The following is a 23,130-nucleotide window of genomic DNA, read 5'->3' on the forward strand; positions in this document are numbered from 1 at the left end:
GGTGGCGGGTGCATTCTCTGCCTTGCTTTCCGAGTTGACATATTCTTCTACACCATCAATTACATTTAGCTGCACATTGACCTCATTTAACATGCCATCATTAGCCTGTACTTTATCAAGAAAGAACTGTGATTTCGACGAAATGTCGGTTAAACCAATGCTACTTTTATACCCTTCCACATCTTTTTCAGCGAGCGTTAACTCCCCAGTTAGGGAATCAAGCCTTTCGTCAATAAATTTTAAAGTACTTTCTGTTTCCTTCTGTTTTTCGATAATATTCTGCCGTTTAAACGCAGCAATTAAATTATTCAGAATCCTCTCACCACGTTCGGGGACCTCATCGTTTAACTTTAGGTCGATAATAGGTGCATTTTTATTTAACACCGTCCCTATATGCTTTTGGTATGCGGTGATTGTTTTATTTTGGTTTGTTAGGTCAATGCGAATCGTTTTACCTATATATTTATTAAGGTTTGGTGTCGTAACCAATTTCCAGGTGCCGAATCTGTTTTTCAAGGTGTCGCTAAAGGCAGCTTTTAAAGTCCTGTCTTTAGGGTCGGTTAGTCTAAATTCCGAAGGGCTTAGAATCTCAATGTTGAAATAGGTCCTGGGCAGATTGCCGGTTCCATTGATAAGTTTGAAGTGCACAGGTGTATTTGTATAAATATCCTGAGTTTTAAAGCGGGTCGCCTGGGTATATCTTGTCCATAATTGTAATTCTTCAACCACTTGACCAATTAAAGGTCTTGATTTCAACACCTCCATTTCACTTTCTACCAGTTTAGGGCCGGTAGATAAATTTAATTGTTCAAGCGCTGCTGATTTATCAGTTACTGCCTTATTCTTGTCATCCATGATTGCAAGTTTGGCTCTCACCTGGTACACAGGATTTAACCGTTTGAGGTATAAAAATCCAGCTGATAAGGACAGGCATATGAAGAGCAGGAACAAAGGCCAATGGTGCAGGTAGTTACTAATAACTTGTTTAATGTTATTGCCTTTTTCGTCTCCTTTTGTATTAATCGGTGTATAGTAGAATTCTTCTGTACTCATCTTCTAAAATTTTATAAGACATTGGTTAAAATAATCGCAGCAATAGATAGTGCTGAGAGCACTAAGCTGAATGTGCGGTAGCTGCCGTCAACTGTGGCGTATTTTGTTTTATCGGGTTGAACGTAGATGACATCGTTGTTCTTTAGGTAGTAATAAGGAGATTGAAAAATTTTGGATGAACTGATGTCCATTGGAATGTATTCTCTTTTTCCATCGATCTCCCTGATCAGAATAATGTTATTCCGTTTGGCAGTAATGTTTAAATCTCCCGCTAAACTTAAGGCTTCCATAATGGTGATTCTTTCATTAAGCACCTTATAATTGTCGGGCTTTAAAACATCACCCAGTACGGCAATTTTGAAATTTAACATCCGCACATTTACTGTAGGCTCACTAAGGTACGTTTGTAATTTTTGTTCAATCTGCTCTGACACTACACTTGTAGTAAGCCCCGTTACTTTCATTTTTCCAATCATTGGTAGTTTTATTTCTCCATTATGGTCTACCAGGTACCCTGAAATCCGGGTTGTCGAGTCGTTATAAGCTAAAGGATTTAAACTGTTTACACTTACATCAAGAATATCTGAATTTTGAATAGTTAATGCGGTGAAGTTTACAATGTTCTCGCGGGTAGGTTCAGAGCGGTTGATGTTCTGGAAATAAGGTATTTTGTTATAGGAACTACAGGCACTTAAAAACAATAAACCTGCAATTAAAAATAATTTGCTCCGGTATTTAAACATAGACTTTAGATAAGAGGTGAATTTATACGATTTGTAAAGATTTTTATAGAGTTCCTCCACTCCACTTACAGCGGCTGTTTATTAAATGGAAGATTGTATACAGTTCAGAAGCGAAAGAATTTTACTTCTGTTTTTTTTATAAACATAAGGAGAGTATAAAAAATAAAAAAGCGTTTTACACTATTGTACACCTGATTGTGGAACAATTGTGTAGGTTTGTTTCTCAGACTTTTGGTTTCTTAAAAAAGCCACTTTTTGTGCGTTGCGGTGGTTTTTTTTAATTATCGAGTCGGTTTAAGAATTTTTGTGCTGCTAAAATTGCTTCGGGAAAGCTTAGCTAAGCGGATAATTTAAGGGAGTGTTTTTTACCCAGTTTTCTCATGTTTGCTTTACATGAATTTTTACATTTAACTAAAAAAAACGCAAATTTTTTTAATATTTTCTACAGTTATGTGTACTATAAAGTAACTTATGTGGGGGTTTTTAAGTTTAGATCAACAGACTTGTTGACGGTGTTTACAAATGTTTAGTGAAATATGCGATTAAATCTATCGCATCTGTTCTAAAATCTCGTCCACATATTTTCTGTCATTTGCTAAGCGGGGAACTTTATGCTGGCCGCCAAGTTTTCCTTTTGATTTCAGCCAGTTGTAGAAGGTTCCTGCAGGAGCGTTATGGATTTTAGGCCTGCATAACGCCATGTCTTTAAATCGCTTGGCATCATAATCTGAATTGATCTCTCTCAAGGTCTGGTCCAGTACATCAACGAATTTCTCAAAGTCGTCAGGTTGCTTGTCGAACTCTATGATCCATTCATGACCGCCGGCTTTTTCTCCTTCAAAGTAAATAGGGCAGGCGGTATAGTCCAGAAACACAGCGCCAGTAGCACAACAGGCCGCACTAATGGCAAGTTCCGCATTGTCGATAATCACTTCCTCACCAAATGCATTTATAAAATGTTTGGTCCTTCCTGTAATTTTGATTCGAAATGGATTAATCGATGTAAATTGTATGGTATCACCGATCATATAACGCCATAATCCTCCGTTCGTTGAAATGATAATCGCGTAATTTTTATGTAATTCTACTTCATCAAGTGCCAGTGTCAATGGGTTTTCATCGGCAATTTTGTCCATAGGAAGAAACTCGTAATAAATACCATAATCCAGCATCAATAACATTTCTTCAGAATTCATTTGATCCTGGATACCGAAAAAACCTTCCGATGCATTGTAAGTCTCCAGGTAATACATGTCGTCTGATGGAATCAATGCTCTGAACTGCTCTCTGTAAGGTTTAAAGTTAACCGCACCATGAAAGTATAACTCCAGGTTGGGCCAAACTTCCAGTAGGTTTTTCTTACCGGTCATTTCCAATACCTTTTTTGCCAGTACCAATGTCCAGGTCGGAACACCTGAAATATTTGTCACATTTTCCTTGATGGTGGCTTCGGCCATCCGCTCCATTTTGTGTTCGTAGTTATCCATCAGGGCGATGGATATATCGGGCGTGCGATAGTATTCTGCCCACATTGGCAGATTTTTGATTAATACAGCCGATAGATCTCCATAAAAAGAGTCTTCGTTCAGTTGGTTAATCTGGTGACTTCCACCCAATACCAGACCCTTACCGCTTAATAAATGGTTGTCGGGTCTGTTGTTGCAAAATATAGATAGCAAGTCTTTTCCACCTTTAAAATGGCATTCCTGCAATGATTCCTCCGATACAGGAATAAATTTGCTTCGATCACTCGTGGTACCAGATGATTTGGCGAACCATTTAATCTCTGAAGGCCAAAGTATATTTTGTTCACCTTTGAGCATGCGCTCGATATACGGTTTTAGCGTATCATAATTTTGCACGGGAACTCTTTCCTTAAACTGTTCTACCGTATGGATCGATTTATAATCATATTTCTTACCCCATTCAGTATTCTCTGCACTGGAAATTAAGGTGTGAAACCATTCGTCCTGTACATCTAGAGGATACTTCATAAAAAGTTCTATCTGGTGAACTCTTTTTTTCATGTACCAGGTAAAAAGTGAATTAACAATTGCCATGCTCTTTTCTGTGAGTTATAATTTTTTGCGAAGTACAAAGTTGGAACCCAGGTAAACTTTTCGAACCATTTCATTGGCCGCTAGCACTTCTGGTGTTCCCGATTCTAAAATTTTTCCTTCAAAAAGCAGGTAGGCCCTGTCTGTAATAGAAAGGGTTTCCTGTACATTGTGGTCGGTAATTAGAATGCCTATGTTTTTATTTTTCAGCTTGGCCACTATGGATTGTATCTCTTCTACTGCAATGGGATCCACACCTGCAAATGGTTCATCAAGCAAGATGAAATTTGGGTTGGCGGCTAGCGCACGGGCAATTTCCGTTCTTCTTCTCTCTCCACCAGAAAGTAAGTCCCCGCGATTTTTACGAACCTTATGTAAACTGAATTCATTAATCAGCTCTTCCAGTTTCTCGTTGCGTTCTTCCTTGCCCATTTTAGTCATTTCCAATATGGCCATGATATTATCCTCCACAGTAAGCTTTCTAAAAACCGAAGCTTCCTGTGCCAGGTAACCGATGCCTTTTTGGGCACGCTTATACATGGCGTCCTTGGTAATGTCTACATCATCTAAAAATATAGTCCCTTCGTTGGGCTTAATCAAGCCAACAATCATGTAAAAAGAGGTGGTCTTTCCTGCACCATTAGGTCCCAGCAGACCAACAATTTCTCCCTGACTTACACTAAAAGAAACGTCGTTTACAACGGTGCGTTGTTTATATTTTTTAATTAAATTCTCTGCTCTTAATATCATTCAGGTTATTAATTGTCAATTTTGATTGCCTTAATATTTAATTGCAAACGTCTTTGTTCCTTCCACACATTTTCTTCTATGGTGTAACACACGGAAAACGGTTTATGTTGCGTTAAATCCTTTAGGTAATCAGACTGATTAAAGGCTATACAATCAAAAGTAGTTGAATTTTCTTGTTTTATGGCTAACTTCAAGTGTTTTGATCCTACAATATAAGGAATTCCAACACAATAGACTTGGTGGCTTACGAATACCGGGGCAAGGTTTCCTGGTCCGAATGGTGCCATCTGCGCCAGGATCCGGTGAAATTTACCGTCAATCTGTGATAGTGATATTTCTGCATCTATATTAATTTCCGGGCGAAGAAGATGTTCAGGTATACTGTTGGCTACCACCTGCTCAAACCGATCAGAAAATAACTGCATGTTTTCTGGCTTCATGGTTAAGCCTGCTGCAAATTTATGTCCGCCAAACTGTTCCAACAAATCAGCACAGCTCAATAAAGCTTCATACAAATCAAAACCAGGGACTGATCGTGCAGAACCAGTTAAAAATCCGTTAGACAAAGTTAGTACAATGGTAGGGCGGTAGTAAGTTTCGGTTAGCCTGGAAGCCACGATTCCAATTACACCTTTATTCCAGCTCTCATTATAAACAACGGTAGTTTTTCTGTTCGTTAAAATCTCACAATCGCCAATAATGGCCAATGCCGCTGCTGTCGTTAACTGGTCGGTGGTTTTCCGGTCTGTATTGTGAAGATTGATAAAGGAGCTCTGTTCCAAAGCTTCCTCGTCTTCATTACAAATAAGCATTTTAACCGCTTCACTTGCATGGTCCATTCGTCCTGCAGCGTTAATTCGCGGTGCAAGGGTAAACACCACATCAGTTAGGGTAAAAATCTTCCCGTTGCCTGTAGCAGCACTTTGCATGAGCGCTTTTAAACCCATGCAGGGCTTGCTGTTCAATTTCAACAGACCATGATAAGCTAATATCCTGTTCTCTCCTAAAATTGGAACAATATCTGCCGCCGCACTAACCATAACAAGGTCAATATATTGCTCATATTTTTCTTTTGGTAAATCATGCCGCAAGCAGTAGGCTTGTGCCAGCTTAAAACCAATCCCGCAGCCGGCAAGTTCCTTAAAAGGATAGGGGCAGTCATTTCTTTTAGGATCCAGTACGGCTACTGCATCCGGTATGTCATCTCCAGGTAGGTGGTGATCGCAAATAATAAAATCGATGCCTAAAGACTTGGCATAGCTCACCTTATCTACCGATTTAATCCCACAATCCAGGGCAATAATTAAAGTATAACCATGTGCCTTGGCGTAATCAATCCCCTGTGTAGAAATACCATAACCTTCCTTATGCCTGTCGGGAATGTAATAGGTAATGTGCTCCGTAAAGTGTTTTAAAAAGCTGTAAGCCAGGGCTACCGAAGTTGTGCCATCTACGTCGTAATCGCCATAAATCAATATCGGTTCTTGTGTAGCCAGTGCCTTGTCAATGCGGTCTATGGCTTTATCCATATCCTTCATTAAAAAAGGGTCGTGAAGGTCACTCAGCTGTGGACGAAAAAAATCACGTGCTTCATCGAATGAAGTCACCCCACGTTGCACCAGAATCTGGGCTAAACTACGGTCAATATTTAATTGTTGTGCGAGCGAATCAATGATCTCTTTATTCCCCTGTACTGCCTGCACCCATCTTTTTTCCATATCTTTACAAAGTGATTCGTAAAGATATCATTAATTTTTTTTTTACAAATAACTATGTCCTTGCAAGTATTCACTTTATTCGAAGGTTCCTATTCTGTTGATATCAGTAAGAAATTTATACCTTTTAACCCTGAGGTCGACAGTCCAAAAGACCGTCCGGCATCTTTATTTATTAGCGTACAGCCTTTTCTGGTTAAAATAAATAACCTTCTTGTGCTTTTAGATACAGGTTTGGGGTATAGCAATGCCGATGGTCAGCTAATTCTCCATGAGAATATAAAAAAGGCTGGCTTTGATCCAGACGATGTTGATTACGTTTTAATGTCGCATTTGCATTATGATCATTCCGGCGGTATGGTGCATCATTACAACGGCAATATGGAGCTTAGTTTTCCACATGCTACCTATGTGATCCAGCAAGGTGAATGGGAAACCGCTTTTTCCAGTAGCTCTTCCTCATACCACACTGAGATTTTTGATTTCTTACAAAGGAATGCCCAGATTCAGTTTATTGAAGGCTCAGGCACATTAGTAGACGGTATTCATTATCAATTAACAGGAGCCCATTGCCCTTACCACCAGACTTTTCTTTTAGAAGATGGTACAGATAAAGTCTTTTTTGGCGCCGATGTGCTGCCTGAGCATGAAGAGTTGTTACGCAAGTTTATTGCTAAATATGATTTTGACGGCAGGAAAGCCATGGAACTTCGCGAAGAATTTGGCAAACGTGCTGCTTCAGAAAACTGGAATTGCCTTTTCTATCATGGAAAGAAAAAGGCTACAGGATACGTGCTTTACGAAGACGGTGTCTTTAAAGTGGTATAAACCAATTAAGCTGAAACGGCTCTAAACAATTCTATTAAACGGTCTATAGATAGGGGTTTCGAAATAAATCCCTTTACTACTTTATACGTTTTAGCTTTTTCAATATCATTTTCATAAACCGACGACGACAACATGTACATATCCACTGGTTTGGTGATGTTCATTTTCTCATAAGCTTCAATAAATTCCCACCCGTTAAGCACCGGCATATTAATGTCTATTAATATAAGATGTGGGAATTGTTCAGCGTCCCCAGCAATTTCGTTCAGGTATTCTATTGCTAACTGTCCATTGGTTTTTGCTACCATATTAACAGAGAAGCCCGTTTTCTCTACGATCTTTTTAATGATGAATATATTAATATCATCATCATCGATAACAAGTAAATTGATCTTAAAATCCATGTATGTTTAGTGAAATTGAGCCGTATATAAATTAAAGATATAAAATAGATATGTAATTGCAGGATAAAAAAAAGGCCATTTGTCGATAAATGGCCTTTTTTATTAGTTATATCGCTACTGAATCTTCAATATAGCTTTCAATTGGGGGGCAAGCACATACTAATGACCTGTCTCCGTAAGAGTCATTAACTCTTCCTACCGACGGCCAAAACTTGTTTGCCATTACATAAGGCAGTGGAAATGCTGCAGATTGTCTGCTGTATTGATGGCTCCATTCGTCACCAGTAACATTTACTGCAGTATGCGGCGCATTTTTTAATGCATTGTCGGTTTTATCACTTTTACCATTTTCAATGTCATTGATTTCGCCTTTGATTGCAATTAATGCATCACAGAACCTATCTAACTCATGTTTTGGTTCGCTTTCTGTTGGCTCTACCATTAAGGTTCCTGCAACCGGGAAAGATACGGTTGGGGCATGGAAACCATAATCCATCAATCGTTTAGCAATATCAACTACTTCAATACCGAAGTTTTTAAAGCTTCTGCAATCCAAAATCATTTCATGTGCACAACGGCCTTTACTTCCAGAATATAACACCGGATAGTATTGCTCTAAGCGTGCTTTCATGTAGTTTGCATTTAAAATTGCATACTTCGTTGCATTGGTTAGTCCATCAGCTCCCATCATGGCGATGTACGCATGAGAGATAATCAGAATAGAAGCCGAACCCCATGGTGCAGATGATACCGCAGGAATAGATTTTTCTCTGTTAATGTCAACTACAGCATGTCCAGGTAAATATTTTACCAGGTGTTTAGCTACGCCGATTGGTCCCATACCTGGGCCACCACCACCGTGAGGGATACAGAAAGTTTTATGCAGATTTAAGTGACAAACGTCTGCACCAATATTAGCCGGACTGGTTAAACCAACCTGTGCATTCATATTGGCACCGTCCATGTAAACCTGTCCGCCATTGGCATGAATCGTTTCACAGATCTCAACAATACTTTCCTCAAATACACCATGTGTAGAAGGATAAGTTACCATTAAGCAGGAAAGATCATCCTTATGTTGTTCAGCTTTGGCTTTTAAATCTTCAACATCAATATTTCCGTTTTCTAAAGATTTTACTACCACTACCTTCATGCCGGCCATTGCTGCCGAAGCAGGGTTTGTGCCATGTGCAGAAGAAGGAATTAAAGCCACATTACGGTGATGATCACCGCGATCCTGGTGATAAGCCCTGATGACCATTAAACCTGCATATTCACCCTGAGCACCAGCATTAGGCTGTAAACTCATGGCTGCAAAACCTGTGATCTCACTTAACCATTTGTCTAATTCATTAAATACAGCATAGTACCCGCCTACCTGATCAGCAGGGGCAAAGGGATGTATTTTTGAAAATTCTGGCCAGGTGATAGGAATCATTTCAGAAGTTGCGTTTAACTTCATGGTACATGATCCTAAAGCAATCATCGAATGAGTAAGTGACAGATCTTTCGCTTCTAACGATTTAATGAAACGCAGCATCTCATGCTCTGAGTGGTGCGAATTAAATACTGGATGTGTTAAATATGTAGAAGTACGTTGCAATGCTGCTGGAATAACCGTGTTAATGTTTTCTTCCTGTAGCTCTGCCTCGTCAGCAGCAATGCCTTTCACTTTTGAGAAAATGCGGTTCAATAACCTGATGTCTTCTACTGTAGTGGTTTCATCTAATGCGATGGTGGCAATTGTGCCTTTATAATTTAAGTTAATTTCATTGTCAATACACGTTCCATGAATGGCATCTTTTAAATCGCCTAATTCTACTTGTATCGTGTCGAAATACGATTGCGTCAATACCTTGTAGCCTATTCTCTCTAACGAAGTAGCTAAAGATATCGATAGACCATGAATACGCTCTGCGATCAATTTAAGGCCCTTCGGACCATGGTAAACGGCATAAAAGCCAGCCATAATTGCTAAAAGCGCCTGTGCTGTACAAATGTTGGAAGTTGCTTTATCCCTGCGGATGTGTTGCTCCCTTGTTTGCAATGCCATACGTAAAGCATAGTTATTATTGCTGTCGATGGTTACCCCGATAATACGGCCTGGAATTGACCTTTTGTAGGCGTCTTTAGTTGCGAAATATGCCGCATGCGGACCACCGAATCCGATGGAAACACCAAACCGCTGGGTAGTACCTACTACAACATCTGCTCCCCATTCTCCTGGAGGCGTTAATAGGGTTAAGCTTAATAAATCAGCTACTACTGTAACTTTTACATTTTTTTCATGTGCATTTTGTGCAAATGAAGTGTAGTCAAATACTTCACCGTTACCCGCCGGATATTGAATAATGGCACCGAAAAACTCTTCGTTTAATTCAATCTCCTGGTGGTTTCCAATAACCAGTTCTATACCGAATGGATTAGCACGTGTGTTTAAGACATCAATAGTTTGAGGAAACAACAATTCAGATACAAAAAATTTCTTTGCACCCTTGTTTTTGCTCAAGCTATATTGCATAAACATAGCTTCTGCAGCAGCAGTACCTTCGTCTAGCAAAGAAGCATTGGCAATCTCCATACCGGTTAAATCAATAACCATCGTTTGGAAATTCAACAAAGCCTGTAAACGACCCTGTGCAATTTCTGCCTGGTATGGGGTATATTGGGTATACCATCCCGGATTTTCCAATACATTACGTAAAATAACACCCGGGGTAATCGTATCATAATACCCTTGTCCGATATAAGATTTAAATACTTTATTTAAAGAAGCCGTCTGTTTTAAGGTGGCTAAGTAATCTGCTTCCGATTTTGCTTTAGGCAAATTTAATGGCTGCTTTAACCTGATTTGCTGAGGAATAGTTTCTTCAATCAACTGATCAACAGAATCAACGCCAATTGTACTCAACATAGCAGCTGTATCAGCTGTATTTGTAGCAATATGACGGTTTTTAAAGTCTTCTTTGTAATGGATGTTTAAACTCATGAATGGTGACTATAATGTTGGCGCAAAGGTAAATATTTTCAGCTTAGTTTTTTGTCAGCTTAATTTGATAATTGTAACAAGTACATTTTAATTGTATTTTCCAGGCCTAAATATAGCGCATCTGCTATAAGTGCATGACCAATAGAAACTTCCAGCAGATTTGGAATTTGCTTTGCAAAGTATTGTAAGTTATAAAGGTCAAGGTCGTGACCTGCGTTCAATCCAAGTCCTAGCATGCTGGCGTGCGTTGCAGCTTTTAGGTAAGGGGCGATGGCCAATTCCTTGTTTTGATGGTAGCCTTGTGCATAAGCTTCGGTATAAAGCTCTATGCGGTCGGTGCCTGTAGTGGCAGCGGCTTCAATCATTTCAACTACCGGATCTACAAATATCGATACGCGTATACCAGCTTGATGAAAAATCTTAACCATATCCTGCAGGTAGTGCTGGTGTTTTATGGTATCCCAGCCATGATTGGAGGTAATTTGCCCTTCCGTGTCTGGAACAAGTGTTACTTGCGCAGGTTTATTAGCCAATACCAGGTCTACAAACTTTTGTTCTTTGCAATTGCCTTCAATATTAAATTCAGTGGCAATGACCGCTTTCAGGTCAAAAACATCCTGATACCGGATATGTCTTTCATCGGGGCGGGGATGCACCGTGATACCTTGTGCACCAAAACGCTCGCAGTCTAAAGCTACTTTTACCAGGTTTGGATTGTTGCCTCCCCGGCTGTTACGCAGGGTGGCAATCTTGTTGATATTTACAGAAAGATTGGCCATACTGCAAAGATAAAGTTTTACCCGGGATCGATTGCATACTTTCTAAGCTGGTTATTCGCTCCTTATTACTTTAGTTCCTATCTTGTTTGATATTTTATAAGAGCAAGCTAACCAAATATAACACCTTCCTTTTAAGCCGCCTTATTATAAATATGACCTCTTTATTTCAAACTAAAGGTTGTAAATTTTATGGAAAACAATTCAGAAAATTCAAGAAGAAGCTTTATCAAAAAAGCATCGCTCGTTACGGGGGTAATGGGTTTATCGGCAATGGGAATCAATGCCAAAAGTTATAGCCGCATTATTGGCGCAAACGACAGGGTGCAAGTGGGCATCATCGGTTTCTCTAACCGTTTCAAAGACTCCCTGTTCCCATCTTTTATGGACCATGCCAAGAAACTAAATTTTGAGTTCGTCGGGGTATCTGATATCTGGAACCGGCGGCAGAACGAAGCGCAGGCATTTGTGAAGTCAAAAACTGGTAATAGCATTAAAATTTACCGTAATAATGATGAACTGCATGCCGCAAAAGGCATTGACGCTGTGATCATCAGTACTGCCGATTTTCAACATGCATTAATGTCGGCTGAAGCCGTGCGTAATGGCAAAGATGTCTATGTGGAAAAACCGATGGCCGAGACTTTAGAAGACGCTAAAATTCTGTTAAAGGCAGTAAAGGAAACCGGAAAAATATTGCAGGTAGGCTCTCAACGCAGAAGTGCACCTAATTATATCGCTGCAAACGAATATATCCGCTCTGGGAAGTTTGGCAACATCAACATGGTGGAAATGACCTGGAACGTTAACCAGCCGGGTCGCTGGCGACTACCAAAACTGGTAAGTGAAATCCGCAAGGAAGATACCGACTGGGATCGCTTTTTAATGAACCGCCCTAAAGTAGCCTGGGATCCTCGTAAATATTTGGAATACCGCTTGTTCTGGCCTTACTCTTCAGGAATCTGGGGTCAATGGATGGCTCACCAGATCGATACGGTGCATTGGTTTTCCGGGCTGAAACACCCAAGAAGTGTGGCTGCAAATGGTGGTATTTACACCTGGAATGATGGTCGTGAAAACCCGGATACTGTATCAGCCGTGTTTGACTATGGTCCTGCTAACGATATGAAAAAAGGTTTTCAGGTCCTTTATTCCTCACGTTTTACCAACTCGGCAGGTGGTACCAAAGAGCTATATTATTCTAACGCTGGTATGCTTAACCTGGATACAAATCAGGTAAGCTCAGAAGGTGGCCTGCAGGAGAACCACGCGTCAGCGATGGGCATGAAGGCAAACTTATTAACACCCTTTACCTTATCAAATGCCACAAAAATGGAAACAGCAGCCAATACAGGCAGCGATCCAATGACTTCGCTCCACATGTTAAACTGGATGCAATGTGTGCTTGATCGCAAAACACCAAATGCTTCGGTTGAAGCAGGATATAACCACTCTGTAGCCAATATCATGTCACGTACCGCTATGGAAACTGGTAAAAGGGTAACGTTTAATGATGCAACCCAGGAAGTGGTAGCCGGATAATTAACTTTTAAATAGGTGTTTTAGAAAGTATATACAATGATTAAACCTCATCAAAAATTGGGTGTAATGCTGCTGACGGCCGGTGTGCTGTTGGGGGCTGCAGTCACACTAAGCAGTTTTAAAACCATTAATTTGGCTAGCTTAAATAAAGACAAACGTTTTAAGGTTACAGAGAATAAAACCCAGAAAAGGGTAGATATCACCATTGATGGAAAACCTTTTACCTCTTATATCTATCCGGATGAACTGATGAAACCGGTCTTGTATCCAATACACACATCAACCGGTACTTTGGTTACCCGTGGCTGGCCGATGGACCCGCGTCCCGGAGAACGTGTTGATCATCCGCACCATGTAGGTTTGTGGTTTAACTATGGCGATGTGAACGGCCTCGACTTTTGGAACAACTCTACAGCCATCGCACCAGAAAAGAAAAATGGCTACGGTACCATAACGCATATCTCGGTAAACCAGGTGCTTGCAACCGACGATCGTGCAGAATTATCGGTAACCAAACATTGGAAGAAACCTGACGGCACGATTCTGGTGAATGAAGATGCCAAATACATATTTACTGCGCAAGGTGGGCAGCGTGCAATTGAAATGGTGGTTAAGTTGACGGCCTTGAAGGAAGATGTGTCGTTCAAAGACAACAAAGAGGGGCTAATCGGACTTCGTGTAGCCCGAGAGCTGGAACATCCTTCTGATAAACCAGAAAAATTTACCGATGCCAATGGTATAGCTACTGATGTGGCCAAAATGAATAACGATGGGGTTTCAGGCATATACCGCAGTAGTGATGGTGTTGAAGGTGATGCCGTTTGGGCCACCCGTGCTAAATGGGTGAATTTAAACGGTAAGGTTAAAGATGAAGCAGTTTCTGTAGTGATTATTGATCACCCCAAGAACGTTGGGTATCCAACTTACTGGCACGCCAGGGGATATGGCCTTTTTGCTGCCAATCCTTTAGGCCAACACGAATTTAGTAAAGGAAAAGAACGGTTAGACTTTAAACTGAAAGCTGGCCAATCGGTAGTGTTTAAATATAAAGTACTTATTAATGCCGGAGCCAACCTGAGCGATGCACAGGTAAACAACGCATTTAAAACCTTTTCTTCCTCAAAGTAGCAATACCAGAATAGCGCAACATCCATAAAAAAAGGCGGGTACCCAATTTGGAACCCGCCTTTTAGTTATTAAACGCTTTTTTTTAGTATCTGTATGCGTCAGATTTAAAAGGACCTTCAACTGGTACGCCAATATAATCAGCTTGTGTTTGATCTAATACATCTAATTCTGCACCTACTTTAGCTAAGTGTAAACGTGCTACTTTCTCGTCCAAATGTTTAGGTAAAACATAAACTTTGTTTTCGTAGGCAGCTGTGTTAGTCCACAATTCTATTTGTGCTAATGTTTGGTTAGTGAAAGAGTTGGACATTACAAAACTTGGGTGGCCGGTAGCACATCCTAAATTTACCAAACGACCTTCAGCTAAAAGAATGATGTCTTTGCCATCAATGGTGTATTTATCAACCTGTGGTTTGATTTCTACTTTAGTATCACCATAGTTTGTATTTAACCAGGCAACATCAATTTCATTATCAAAGTGGCCAATGTTACATACAATCACTTTATCCTTCATGGTTTTAAAGTGTTCTGCACGAACGATGTTACAGTTTCCTGTAGTCGTTACCACAATGTCAGCTTGTTTAACCGCATTAGCGAATTTCTGAACCTGGTAACCTTCCATTGCTGCTTGCAATGCACAGATCGGATCGATTTCAGAAACAATTACCCTAACACCTTGTGAACTTAATGATTCTGCAGAACCTTTACCTACATCACCGTAACCAGCAACAACAGCAACTTTACCTGCCATCATTACATCAGTAGCACGACGGATCGCATCTACCAATGATTCACGACAACCGTATTTGTTGTCAAATTTGGATTTAGTTACTGAATCGTTTACGTTAATTGCAGGAATATGCAATGTTCCGTTTTTCATGCGCTCGTATAAGCGGTGAACACCGGTAGTGGTTTCTTCTGATAAACCTTTAATCGCAGCGATTAATTCAGGGAACCTATCGAAAACCATATTGGTTAAATCTCCACCATCATCCAAAATCATGTTTAATGGCTGACGTTCCGGACCGAAATGCAATGTTTGTTCGATGCACCAGTCAAATTCTTCTTCGTTTAGACCTTTCCAGGCATAAACTTGAATACCAGCAGCAGCAATAGCAGCAGCAGCGTGATCTTGAGTGGAGAAAATATTACATGAAGACCAGGTAACTTCAGCACCTAGTTCAACTAAGGTTTCGATAAGAACTGCAGTTTGGATGGTCATGTGAAGGCAACCTGCAATGCGGGCACCTTTTAATGGTTTTGACGGACCGAATTCTTCGCGTAATGACATTAGACCTGGCATTTCTGCTTCGGCTAATCCAATTTCTTTACGGCCCCATTCTGCCAGTGAAATGTCCTTAACTTTGTAAGGAACGTAAGTTGTCTCTACTGATGACATATATTTATTGTTAAATGATTGATTTTATATACTTAACATTAATCAAAAAATGCTTCTCAGGTGAGACCGCTTTAATTGGAAATGGCAGTATTTTAATTACAAAATTACGGAATACTTTTTTTAAATAACAATTACTGTAGAAAGCTGACGTCTGGGTGATACCAATAAAACAATTTGTGAGATAGAATTCCACTGCATAAGAATACCAAAGTAATTTCCAGGTAAAAACTTTTGCAAATCTAGTCATCGTTTTGATGCTATGTCTCAGTACAGTACCTTTGTTATTCAATAGAGATAAACCAACATAATTTAAAGATATGTATCCAGAATATTTAGTTGAACCAATGCGTGCCGAACTTACTAAAGTAGGGTTTGAAGAAATGAAAACGGCTGAAGACGTAGAAAACGCCATCAATACAGAAGGTACTGTATTTGTTGTTGTCAATTCTGTATGTGGTTGTGCGGCTGCAAATGCACGCCCTGCTGCAAGAATTGCTGCTGCAAATGAAAAACACCCTACTAAACTGATCACAGTTTTCGCAGGCATGGAAAAAGAAGCGGTAGATAAAGCTAGAAGCTTTATGTTGCCTTTCCCTCCATCATCTCCAGCAATGGCATTATTCAAAGACGGTAAATTGGTTCACATGATCGAACGCCATCAAATTGAAGGTCGTCCGGCACAAATGATTGCTGATAGCCTGATTGGTGCTTTCGAACAACACTGCTAATCATTTAGCTCCTTAACAAAAAGAGGTTAATCATTTTATAAATGATTAACCTCTTTTTGTTTTACGTGCAACTCGAGTGTAGCCCTTAAAGCGTGCAAATTCCCTGCATATTAAATCTACCATAAGTCCAAGTATTTTCACTAAAAACTTGGTTTCAACTTGGACTTAACTCGGACTTAACCCGGTGGGAGGATTAGCCGATGTCGAATTTTAATGGTCAATTACTTACCTTCCATGAGCCCGGTTAGAAATCCTTATTCAGCAGTTTCTCCAGTTCCCCGAATGAAACGTTCATACGCACCCTGCCTTGTTTAGCATAGGCAATTTCGCCGGTTTCTTCAGAAATGATGACCGCAACGGCATCCGTATTTTCAGAAATACCAATACCTGCGCGATGGCGTAAACCAAATTGTGGCGGTAGTTTATCGTTTTCGGTTAAGGGTAAAATACAACTGGCACTTTTTATTTTATTCTCTGCAATAACAACCGCACCATCATGCAGGGGGCTATTTTTCTGGAATATGCTTTCTAATAAACGTTTTGATATCTTCGCATCGATCACTTCGCAGCTGTTAGCAAAAAGCTGGTCGTCATAAAATTTAACAAATACAATCAAGGCACCGGTTCTCGATTTTTTCATGCTTTTGCAGGCATCGATAATAGGTTTAATGCGCAGCAGGTTATCCCTGTCGGTGTCTTTATGACCAAACAGGTAACCCCACCAGGCCTTGTTTTTCTGTAAAAAGGTGTTCTTGCCAATGAGCAGGAGGAAACGCCGGATTTCGGGCTGGAAGATCACAATCAGGGCAATGATACCCACACTCATGAATTTATTGATAATGGTAGATAACAAACTCATGTGCAGGGCATCTACCACTACATAAAGAATCAGGATAATGAACATACCCAGCAATAAATTTACCGCCAGGGTGTTTTTAATCAGACTGTAAATATAATAAATGAGGACAGCCACAAATAAAATGTCGACCACATCTGTGATAGTTACCTTTAAAAAATCAAAATCAAAACCTTTCATTATCGCCAAGTTAGCAAATTATTGCAGATTAAGCTTGTTGCATTTTTTGTACAAGGGTTATGCATTCAGCAGCTTCCTTCACATCGTGTACCCTTAATATATTAGCGCCTTTTTGCAGGGCAATGGTGTTTAAAACCGTAGTACCGTTTAAGGCTTCTTCGGGGGTAATATCAAGGGTTCTGTAAACCATCCCCTTTCGGGAGAACCCTACCAGCAGGGGCAAACCAAAAATGTGCAGGTCGCACATCTCCTGCAACAGTTTATAATTATGCTGTGTATTTTTTGCAAAGCCAAAACCAGGATCAAGAATAATATCTTTTACGCCTAATGCCTTCAATTTGGCTATTTTCTCTACAAAATAACTTGCCACTTCTAAAGTGACGTCTTCGTAAAAAGGGTCCTTCTGCATGGTTTGCGGGGTGCCTTTCATGTGCATCAGGATATAGGGCACCTGCAATTTGGCCACCATGTCAAACATGTATTGATCGAGTTCACCTCCCGAAATGTCGTTAATGATATGTGCACCAGCTGCGATACTTTCTGCGGCCACAGCTGCACGAAAAGTATCAATGGATAAGACGGCTTCGGGAAAGGCCTTACTGATGGCTTCAATGACTGGAACTACACGGTCGGTTTCTTCTGCAGCACTTACATCCTGTGCACCAGGCCGGGAGGAATAACCACCGATGTCAATGAATTTTGCACCTTCCTCCAGTAATTTCCCTGTCTTATCAAGAGCCATGTCAACGTTTGCATGACGGCTTTCAGAGAAGAAAGAATCAGGCGTAACATTCACAATTCCCATCACCGATGGGGTACTTAAATCAAGCAATTGGCCATTGAGGTTAAGTGTGGTCTTTCGGTTTAAAAATGTATCTTTATCCATTGTTAAGTACAAAATTACAGTATTAATATAGCTTTAAACTAAATATTTCAATTGTTTTGGCAGCAAACACCTCACAAGAATACGACGCCGTTATAGCGGTTTGTAAATCGCTTTTTATAAAAAAAACTAATGATTACGGTACCGCATGGCGTATCCTTCGTCCGCAATCAATTACCGATCAGTTATTTATCAAAGCACAGCGCATCCGTACGCTGGAAGAGAAAAAAGTTTCCAAGATCGATGAAAGCATCACCTCCGAATACATTGCCATTGTTAACTATTGTGTAATTGCCATGATGCAGCTACAGCTTACGGATGCAGATCCGTACGAACTGGACAGTGCTGTTGTAGAGAAACTTTTCGATACCCAGGTGCAGGCAACCAAACAACTGATGATGGACAAAAATCACGATTATGGAGAAGCCTGGCGTGATATGAGAATTAGTTCGCTAACCGACCTTATTCTGATGAAACTGTTAAGGGTAAAACAAATTGAAGATAACCAGGGCGCTACCCTGGCCTCTGAAGGTGTACATGCAAACTACCAGGATATGTTAAATTATGCTGTATTTGCACTAATCAAACTAAATGTTGCCTAGTATGAATAAGATAGCTTTAAACTTTGCCAGGATCTTCGTTGGCGTCCTCTTTATCTTTTCGGGTTTAATTAAGGCCAATGACCCACTTGGTTTTGGCTATAAATTACAAGAGTATTTCGAGGTTTTCCACATGCCTTTTCTCAGTGGTTTTGCCACCGGAATAGCTATATTTTTGTGTGTACTGGAGATTGTATTGGGTGGTTTATTGTTACTCGGCTTGTGGAGCCGAAAGGTAACAACGGGTTTACTGGCCATCATTATCTTCTTTACGTTTTTAACTTTTGTTTCTGCCGTATTCAAAGTGGTTACTTCCTGTGGCTGTTTTGGCGATGCTATTCCATTAACGCCATGGCAGTCGTTCATGAAGGATATTGTGCTCCTGGTGCTAATTGTTTACCTGTTTATTTACCGCGACAAGATTACCCCACTGGTTCATAGTGTGAAAGCACAACGAGCATGGGTGATATTTTTACTCCTGGGTTCCCTTGCCTTTTCTTTGGTTACCTATAGCCGCCAGCCGTTTGTAGACTTCCTGCCTTATAAAATTGGGGCAAACCTGCCAGAACTCATGAAAATTCCTGAAGGGGCCGTACTTGATGAATACCTCATCATGTATAACCTGGAAAACAAAAAAACTGGTGAAAAGAAACAACTGTCTGATAAGGAGTATCTGGCGACAGAAATCTGGAAAGATGAGAACTGGGAAATTGTAGGCGACCCCGATAAAAAGTTGGTTAAAAAAGGTTTTGAGCCTAAGATTAAAGATTTATTTATCAGCGATGCTTCGGGAACCGACTATACTAAGGAGTTGATCGAAAACCCTTATTATAACCTGGTCATCGTGGCTTATAATCTTGACGGGACCAACGAAAAAGCATTGTCAGAACTGAATACGATTGCGTTTAAGGCTGCACAGGAATACAACATGAGAACGGTGTTGCTTACCTCTAACGCTGCACAGGACGCAGATGCGCTAAATAAAAGAATGAAACTTTTTGCGGAGGTGTTTTATGCTGATGCCGTGCCTTTGAAGAGTATGGTACGTGCAAACCCGGGTTTGCTGCTGTTGAAAAATGGCACCGTCATTAATAAATGGCATTATAACCAGGCACCTACTTTTGAAGAGCTGGCCAAACAATATTTCGATAAATAAACATGTTATCCTACGCAATCAAAAAGTTTTTGTATGGCCTGGCCGTCCTGGCTGGTGTGATTGTAGTAGTGTTTTTTTTATTTAATATCCTTCCTGGCGATCCCGCAAGGATGACCATGGGGCAGCGTTCTGATGTACAATCGCTGGAAGCTGTGCGTAAAGAATTTGGTTTGGACAAGTCTAAACCTGAACAGTTTTTATTGTATGTAAACGACCTGTCGGTAATTGGGGTATATGAAAATTCTGCTGCTGCGCAGGAGAAATATGGTTATGTAAAGTTGTTTGGTGTAGGGAAGGATGTGGTTGCGTTGAAATGGCCTTACCTACGGCGGTCGTACCAAACTAAACGTAATGTAACTACCATTTTAGCCGAAACAGTACCCAATACTTTTATCCTGGCTTTAACGTCAATGCTTTTTGCCACTGCGGTAGGTGTGCCGCTTGGAGTGGTTTCTGCCGTTCACTGTGATACCTGGATCGATAAGGCGGCTAATTCGTTTGCCATATTGGGTATTTCTGCGCCATCTTTCTTTGCGGCTATCATTATTGCTTGGGTATTCGGCTTCGTATTGAGCGACTATACCGGCCTGAACATGTCGGGCAGTTTATTCAGTTACGACCCTTTTGAAGGAGAAGTAACCACCTGGAAGAATTTATGGTTACCCATGTTTACCCTTGGCCTCAGGCCTTTGGCCGTCATTGTGCAGTTAACGCGCAGTGCCATGCTCGATGTGCTGGGTCAGGATTATATCCGTACTGCCAGGGCAAAAGGCTTGGGCAGGCATGCAATTATTTATAAACATGCTTTAAAAAATGCCCTTAACCCGGTTATTACCGCCATCTCTGGTTGGTTTGCCTCCCTGTTGGCAGGGTCCTTTTTTGTGGAATATGTATTTGGCTATAATGGCCTGGGCCGAACCACTGTAGCTGCACTGGAAATGTCGGATTTTCCTGTGGTGATGGGCTCCATTTTATTCATTGCCTTTATATTTGTGCTCGTCAATATTTTAGTAGATATTATATACGCCCTGGTAGATCCAAGGGTAAAACTGGCTTAATCATGAAGATTTTTTTAATAGGATTTATGGGCTGTGGAAAGACCACCATCGCCAAGAAATTGGCTTCCCGTTTAGGGTGTCAATTGGTAGATCTCGACCTGGAAATAGAAAAGACCATAGGCAAGAATGTAGCCGGTTATTTTGCTGAGCACGGCGAGGCTGCTTTCCGAAAGCAGGAAAGCGACCTGCTGAAGGGCTTTCCTTACGAAGATCTGGCAGTGGTAGCTACCGGTGGCGGTGCGCCGTGTTATTTTGATAACATGGACTGGATGAACGCCAATGGCATTACGGTGTACATTAATATGCCACCGCTGGCTTTGGCCAAACGGTTGGAAGGTGGCAAAGCCAAAAGGCCCCTGATTAAAGATCTTGACGAAGCTGGTTTAATCAGCTTTATAGAACAAAAATTACAGGAAAGAGCGGCTTTTTACGAAAAAGCGCAGCTTAAGGTTAATGGTCTTGGCCTTACTGCCGAAGAGCTGAGTAAGCAGCTGAACTTCGGTTAATTATTGGTTGTGGCCTTGGAACTGCTCTTCAATAAACTTGATTTTAGTTTTTCCATGTGCTTTTGGATTTCCATATTGATCTACGTTGACAAAGACCATTTTGTCGATTGTTAAAATGCTTTTACGGGTAATTTTATTCCGTACTTCACAGCGCATGGTTAAAGAGGTGTTCCCAAAGTCTGTAGCCGTGATACCCATTTCAATAATATCGCCTTGCCTGGCCGAACTCACAAAGTTGATCTCGGAGATATATTTAGTAACCACATGGTGGTTTTCTAATTGTACAATAGCGTAAATTGCGGCTTCTTCATCGATCCATCTTAATAAACTACCCCCGAAAAGTGTTCCATTAGGATTTAAATCTTCTGGTTTTACCCATTTTCTAGTGTGGAAATTCATAATTGCTTTTTCTGCAAAATTACTGAATTTGCGCTAGCTGAATCTCATTTTAATTTCCTTTTCATGGATTCGTCCACAGATAAGGGGCCGGAGCCAACTACCCAGAATACGATTAACAGGATTAAAACAAGTACAGAAAGCCAGAGCTCGGAGTTAAGCACGGTAAATCCTTTGCCAATATTAACAAAGAAAATAGCGCAAAGCAGGATAGGAATTTGAATGACTACAGCAAAGCGCGTTAACAAACCTATCGTTATTAACAAACCGCCAACAAGGTGTACAAAAGCTACAATATGAATGGCGACGCTGGCCATCATACCTGAGAAGCCGAAAACATTGTTGTGATAAATAAGTTCTTGTGCTACCTGGTGGTTACTAATAAGGGCAATGCCTTTAAAAAAGATAAGCAGACCCAGGGCAATGCGAATCATGTCGAGCCATTTGGTTCTATGTTCATCTCCCCAATGCTCTATTTTATTTACAACATTCATAGTTGAACCCCCATTTTAGCGAAGGCCTCTATTAAAGTTAAATAATAAGTTCTAAATAATCAAGTAGTTAGCGCTGTTGTTACAGGGGTTTCCAAAGCTGATCTTCCTGGTTTGGCAGGATGGATGAAAAAGAGAATCGCGGTGGTAAATTTAAATAGGGGTACACCACTTTGGAGAGATATAAACCTTGTGGATGTGCAGGGGTGATGAGCGCCGGGGTGACCTTACTGATCAGGTGGCCCTCAAATTCATCAACGCTAAGTTCATTTGTGCCAATCTTGAGCAACTGTCCCATCAGAATCCTAATCATTTTCCCAAGAAACCGGTTAGATGAAATCTGGAAACGGATGCGTTCAGCGTTGTCGTCGATGAGCAGGTTGGCCGACTTTACATAGCATAGGGTGTGTTCATACTTATCCGGACTGGTACAGAAAGCCCGGTAATCATTGTATTTGGGTAGTAAGGCAACGGCCTTTTTCATGTTATCCAGGTTCAGGTTATCTAAGAGGTAATATGAACTCAAGCCATTAAGAAAGGGGTTTTTGTAGGTATGAAGGAAATAATCGTAAGCGCGCTGTACGGCATCAAAGCGTGCATGGGGCAATCCTTCCATAGGGATAACGTCATAGACCGCAATGCTTGGCGGCAGAATTTTGTTGAGGCGAAAGACCAGGTCGAAATCCCACTGCTGCTCCAGGTCAACATGGAAGTAAAACTGACTGGCATGCACCTGTGCATCTGTACGGCCGCAGCCATTGATAGCAACAGGGGTTTTAAACACCTGAGTAAATGCTTTTTCAAGCACCCCCTGTACGTTTAAAACCCCTGGCTGTTTTTGCCAGCCTCCATAGTTTAAGCCATGGTAACTTATGTGAACAAAATACCTCAAT

22 protein-coding genes are annotated in these 23,130 nt (G+C 40.7%); 8 read left to right on the forward strand and 14 right to left on the reverse strand.

What is annotated here, in order from left to right; all coding sequences use genetic code 11:
* The 5 genes from ACR2F3_RS13320 to recJ all read right to left on the reverse strand — a co-directional run.
* The coding region (locus tag ACR2F3_RS13320; protein ID WP_432710464.1) for a Wzz/FepE/Etk N-terminal domain-containing protein at positions 1-1,053 on the reverse strand (1,053 nt) is incomplete at its 3' end.
* 11 nt (positions 1,054-1,064) lie between these two features.
* Positions 1,065-1,796: a polysaccharide biosynthesis/export family protein gene (locus tag ACR2F3_RS13325; RefSeq protein ID WP_432710465.1), complete on the reverse strand. Its 732-nt coding sequence runs from the start codon at positions 1,794-1,796 to the stop codon at positions 1,065-1,067.
* A gap of 548 nt (positions 1,797-2,344) precedes the next feature.
* The gene (locus tag ACR2F3_RS13330; RefSeq protein WP_432710466.1) at positions 2,345-3,856 is read right to left on the reverse strand and encodes a GH3 auxin-responsive promoter family protein; all 1,512 of its coding nucleotides are present in this window, start codon (positions 3,854-3,856) and stop codon (positions 2,345-2,347) included.
* Positions 3,857-3,871: 15 nt separating this feature from the next.
* On the reverse strand, positions 3,872-4,603 hold the full coding sequence (gene lptB, locus ACR2F3_RS13335; protein ID WP_432710467.1) for an LPS export ABC transporter ATP-binding protein: 732 nt from the start codon (positions 4,601-4,603) through the stop codon (positions 3,872-3,874).
* An 8-nt stretch (positions 4,604-4,611) separates the two neighbouring features.
* Positions 4,612-6,321, reverse strand: coding sequence for a single-stranded-DNA-specific exonuclease RecJ (recJ, locus tag ACR2F3_RS13340; protein WP_432710468.1), 1,710 nt, complete (start codon positions 6,319-6,321; stop codon positions 4,612-4,614).
* A 60-nt stretch (positions 6,322-6,381) separates the two neighbouring features.
* Here recJ and ACR2F3_RS13345 point away from each other — a divergent pair, with 60 nt between their 5' ends.
* The gene (locus ACR2F3_RS13345) at positions 6,382-7,146 is read left to right on the forward strand and encodes an MBL fold metallo-hydrolase (protein ID WP_432710502.1); all 765 of its coding nucleotides are present in this window, start codon (positions 6,382-6,384) and stop codon (positions 7,144-7,146) included.
* Positions 7,147-7,151: 5 nt separating this feature from the next.
* Here ACR2F3_RS13345 and ACR2F3_RS13350 read toward each other — a convergent pair whose 3' ends face one another.
* The 3 genes from ACR2F3_RS13350 to ACR2F3_RS13360 form a co-directional block, all read right to left on the reverse strand.
* Positions 7,152-7,550, reverse strand: a complete 399-nt coding sequence (locus tag ACR2F3_RS13350; RefSeq protein ID WP_432710469.1) for a response regulator — start codon at positions 7,548-7,550, stop codon at positions 7,152-7,154.
* 106 nt (positions 7,551-7,656) lie between these two features.
* Positions 7,657-10,539: an aminomethyl-transferring glycine dehydrogenase gene (gcvP, locus tag ACR2F3_RS13355; protein ID WP_432710470.1), complete on the reverse strand. Its 2,883-nt coding sequence runs from the start codon at positions 10,537-10,539 to the stop codon at positions 7,657-7,659.
* A 59-nt stretch (positions 10,540-10,598) separates the two neighbouring features.
* Positions 10,599-11,318, reverse strand: coding sequence for a pyridoxine 5'-phosphate synthase (locus tag ACR2F3_RS13360; protein ID WP_432710471.1), 720 nt, complete (start codon positions 11,316-11,318; stop codon positions 10,599-10,601).
* A gap of 189 nt (positions 11,319-11,507) precedes the next feature.
* On the opposite strand from ACR2F3_RS13360, the gene ACR2F3_RS13365 reads away from it, so the two are divergent.
* Positions 11,508-12,857: a Gfo/Idh/MocA family protein gene (locus ACR2F3_RS13365; protein WP_432710472.1), complete on the forward strand. Its 1,350-nt coding sequence runs from the start codon at positions 11,508-11,510 to the stop codon at positions 12,855-12,857.
* Positions 12,858-12,893: 36 nt separating this feature from the next.
* Positions 12,894-13,985: a PmoA family protein gene (locus tag ACR2F3_RS13370; protein ID WP_432710473.1), complete on the forward strand. Its 1,092-nt coding sequence runs from the start codon at positions 12,894-12,896 to the stop codon at positions 13,983-13,985.
* Between the two features lie 82 nt (positions 13,986-14,067).
* Here ACR2F3_RS13370 and ahcY read toward each other — a convergent pair whose 3' ends face one another.
* On the reverse strand, positions 14,068-15,384 hold the full coding sequence (gene ahcY, locus ACR2F3_RS13375; protein ID WP_432710474.1) for an adenosylhomocysteinase: 1,317 nt from the start codon (positions 15,382-15,384) through the stop codon (positions 14,068-14,070).
* Between the two features lie 317 nt (positions 15,385-15,701).
* Between ahcY and ACR2F3_RS13380 the strand changes: the two genes are divergently transcribed.
* Positions 15,702-16,112: a BrxA/BrxB family bacilliredoxin gene (locus ACR2F3_RS13380; protein WP_432710475.1), complete on the forward strand. Its 411-nt coding sequence runs from the start codon at positions 15,702-15,704 to the stop codon at positions 16,110-16,112.
* A gap of 244 nt (positions 16,113-16,356) precedes the next feature.
* Here the strand turns inward: ACR2F3_RS13380 and cdaA are convergent, their stop codons facing one another.
* Together cdaA and folP are read right to left on the reverse strand one after the other, a co-directional pair.
* On the reverse strand, positions 16,357-17,148 hold the full coding sequence (gene cdaA, locus ACR2F3_RS13385; RefSeq protein WP_432710476.1) for a diadenylate cyclase CdaA: 792 nt from the start codon (positions 17,146-17,148) through the stop codon (positions 16,357-16,359).
* Between the two features lie 28 nt (positions 17,149-17,176).
* Positions 17,177-18,034: a dihydropteroate synthase gene (folP, locus tag ACR2F3_RS13390; protein WP_432710477.1), complete on the reverse strand. Its 858-nt coding sequence runs from the start codon at positions 18,032-18,034 to the stop codon at positions 17,177-17,179.
* Between the two features lie 56 nt (positions 18,035-18,090).
* Between folP and ACR2F3_RS13395 the strand changes: the two genes are divergently transcribed.
* The 4 genes from ACR2F3_RS13395 to ACR2F3_RS13410 are packed head-to-tail and all read left to right on the forward strand — an operon-like array spanning position 18,091 to position 21,350.
* Positions 18,091-18,633, forward strand: a complete 543-nt coding sequence (locus tag ACR2F3_RS13395; protein WP_432710478.1) for a DUF1599 domain-containing protein — start codon at positions 18,091-18,093, stop codon at positions 18,631-18,633.
* Position 18,634: 1 nt separating this feature from the next.
* Positions 18,635-19,786, forward strand: a complete 1,152-nt coding sequence (locus tag ACR2F3_RS13400; RefSeq protein ID WP_432710479.1) for a BT_3928 family protein — start codon at positions 18,635-18,637, stop codon at positions 19,784-19,786.
* Between the two features lie 2 nt (positions 19,787-19,788).
* Positions 19,789-20,844 carry an ABC transporter permease gene (locus ACR2F3_RS13405; RefSeq protein ID WP_432710480.1) on the forward strand — a complete coding sequence of 352 codons (1,056 nt, stop codon included), beginning with the start codon at positions 19,789-19,791 and terminating at the stop codon, positions 20,842-20,844.
* 2 nt (positions 20,845-20,846) lie between these two features.
* The gene (locus tag ACR2F3_RS13410) at positions 20,847-21,350 is read left to right on the forward strand and encodes a shikimate kinase (RefSeq protein WP_432710481.1); all 504 of its coding nucleotides are present in this window, start codon (positions 20,847-20,849) and stop codon (positions 21,348-21,350) included.
* Here ACR2F3_RS13410 and ACR2F3_RS13415 read toward each other — a convergent pair whose 3' ends face one another.
* The 3 genes from ACR2F3_RS13415 to ACR2F3_RS13425 form a co-directional block, all read right to left on the reverse strand.
* A complete protein-coding gene (locus tag ACR2F3_RS13415; RefSeq protein ID WP_432710482.1) occupies positions 21,351-21,749 on the reverse strand; it encodes an acyl-CoA thioesterase in 399 nt (132 codons plus the stop codon).
* A 44-nt stretch (positions 21,750-21,793) separates the two neighbouring features.
* Positions 21,794-22,240, reverse strand: a complete 447-nt coding sequence (locus tag ACR2F3_RS13420; protein ID WP_432710483.1) for a DoxX family protein — start codon at positions 22,238-22,240, stop codon at positions 21,794-21,796.
* Between the two features lie 79 nt (positions 22,241-22,319).
* Positions 22,320-23,129, reverse strand: a complete 810-nt coding sequence (locus ACR2F3_RS13425) for a tRNA pseudouridine synthase A (protein ID WP_432710484.1) — start codon at positions 23,127-23,129, stop codon at positions 22,320-22,322.
* Between the last annotated feature and the right edge of the window lies 1 nt (position 23,130).

Source organism: Pedobacter sp., from assembly GCF_045627485.1.
Taxonomy (GTDB): Bacteria; Bacteroidota; Bacteroidia; order Sphingobacteriales; family Sphingobacteriaceae; genus Pedobacter.

What these genes read in the sequence shown, in the direction of transcription:
- ACR2F3_RS13325 (WP_432710465.1), bottom strand. Translation starts at nt 1,796, where the DNA reads ATGTTTAAATACCGGAGCAAATTATTTTTAATTGCAGGTTTATTGTTT.
- ACR2F3_RS13330 (WP_432710466.1), bottom strand. Translation starts at nt 3,856, where the DNA reads ATGGCAATTGTTAATTCACTTTTTACCTGGTACATGAAAAAAAGAGTT.
- lptB (WP_432710467.1), bottom strand. Translation starts at nt 4,603, where the DNA reads ATGATATTAAGAGCAGAGAATTTAATTAAAAAATATAAACAACGCACC.
- recJ (WP_432710468.1), bottom strand. Translation starts at nt 6,321, where the DNA reads ATGGAAAAAAGATGGGTGCAGGCAGTACAGGGGAATAAAGAGATCATT.
- ACR2F3_RS13350 (WP_432710469.1), bottom strand. Translation starts at nt 7,550, where the DNA reads ATGGATTTTAAGATCAATTTACTTGTTATCGATGATGATGATATTAAT.
- gcvP (WP_432710470.1), bottom strand. Translation starts at nt 10,539, where the DNA reads ATGAGTTTAAACATCCATTACAAAGAAGACTTTAAAAACCGTCATATT.
- ACR2F3_RS13360 (WP_432710471.1), bottom strand. Translation starts at nt 11,318, where the DNA reads ATGGCCAATCTTTCTGTAAATATCAACAAGATTGCCACCCTGCGTAAC.
- ACR2F3_RS13365 (WP_432710472.1), top strand. Translation starts at nt 11,508, where the DNA reads ATGGAAAACAATTCAGAAAATTCAAGAAGAAGCTTTATCAAAAAAGCA.
- ACR2F3_RS13370 (WP_432710473.1), top strand. Translation starts at nt 12,894, where the DNA reads ATGATTAAACCTCATCAAAAATTGGGTGTAATGCTGCTGACGGCCGGT.
- ahcY (WP_432710474.1), bottom strand. Translation starts at nt 15,384, where the DNA reads ATGTCATCAGTAGAGACAACTTACGTTCCTTACAAAGTTAAGGACATT.
- ACR2F3_RS13380 (WP_432710475.1), top strand. Translation starts at nt 15,702, where the DNA reads ATGTATCCAGAATATTTAGTTGAACCAATGCGTGCCGAACTTACTAAA.
- cdaA (WP_432710476.1), bottom strand. Translation starts at nt 17,148, where the DNA reads ATGAAAGGTTTTGATTTTGATTTTTTAAAGGTAACTATCACAGATGTG.
- folP (WP_432710477.1), bottom strand. Translation starts at nt 18,034, where the DNA reads ATGGATAAAGATACATTTTTAAACCGAAAGACCACACTTAACCTCAAT.
- ACR2F3_RS13400 (WP_432710479.1), top strand. Translation starts at nt 18,635, where the DNA reads ATGAATAAGATAGCTTTAAACTTTGCCAGGATCTTCGTTGGCGTCCTC.
- ACR2F3_RS13405 (WP_432710480.1), top strand. Translation starts at nt 19,789, where the DNA reads ATGTTATCCTACGCAATCAAAAAGTTTTTGTATGGCCTGGCCGTCCTG.
- ACR2F3_RS13410 (WP_432710481.1), top strand. Translation starts at nt 20,847, where the DNA reads ATGAAGATTTTTTTAATAGGATTTATGGGCTGTGGAAAGACCACCATC.
- ACR2F3_RS13415 (WP_432710482.1), bottom strand. Translation starts at nt 21,749, where the DNA reads ATGAATTTCCACACTAGAAAATGGGTAAAACCAGAAGATTTAAATCCT.
- ACR2F3_RS13420 (WP_432710483.1), bottom strand. Translation starts at nt 22,240, where the DNA reads ATGAATGTTGTAAATAAAATAGAGCATTGGGGAGATGAACATAGAACC.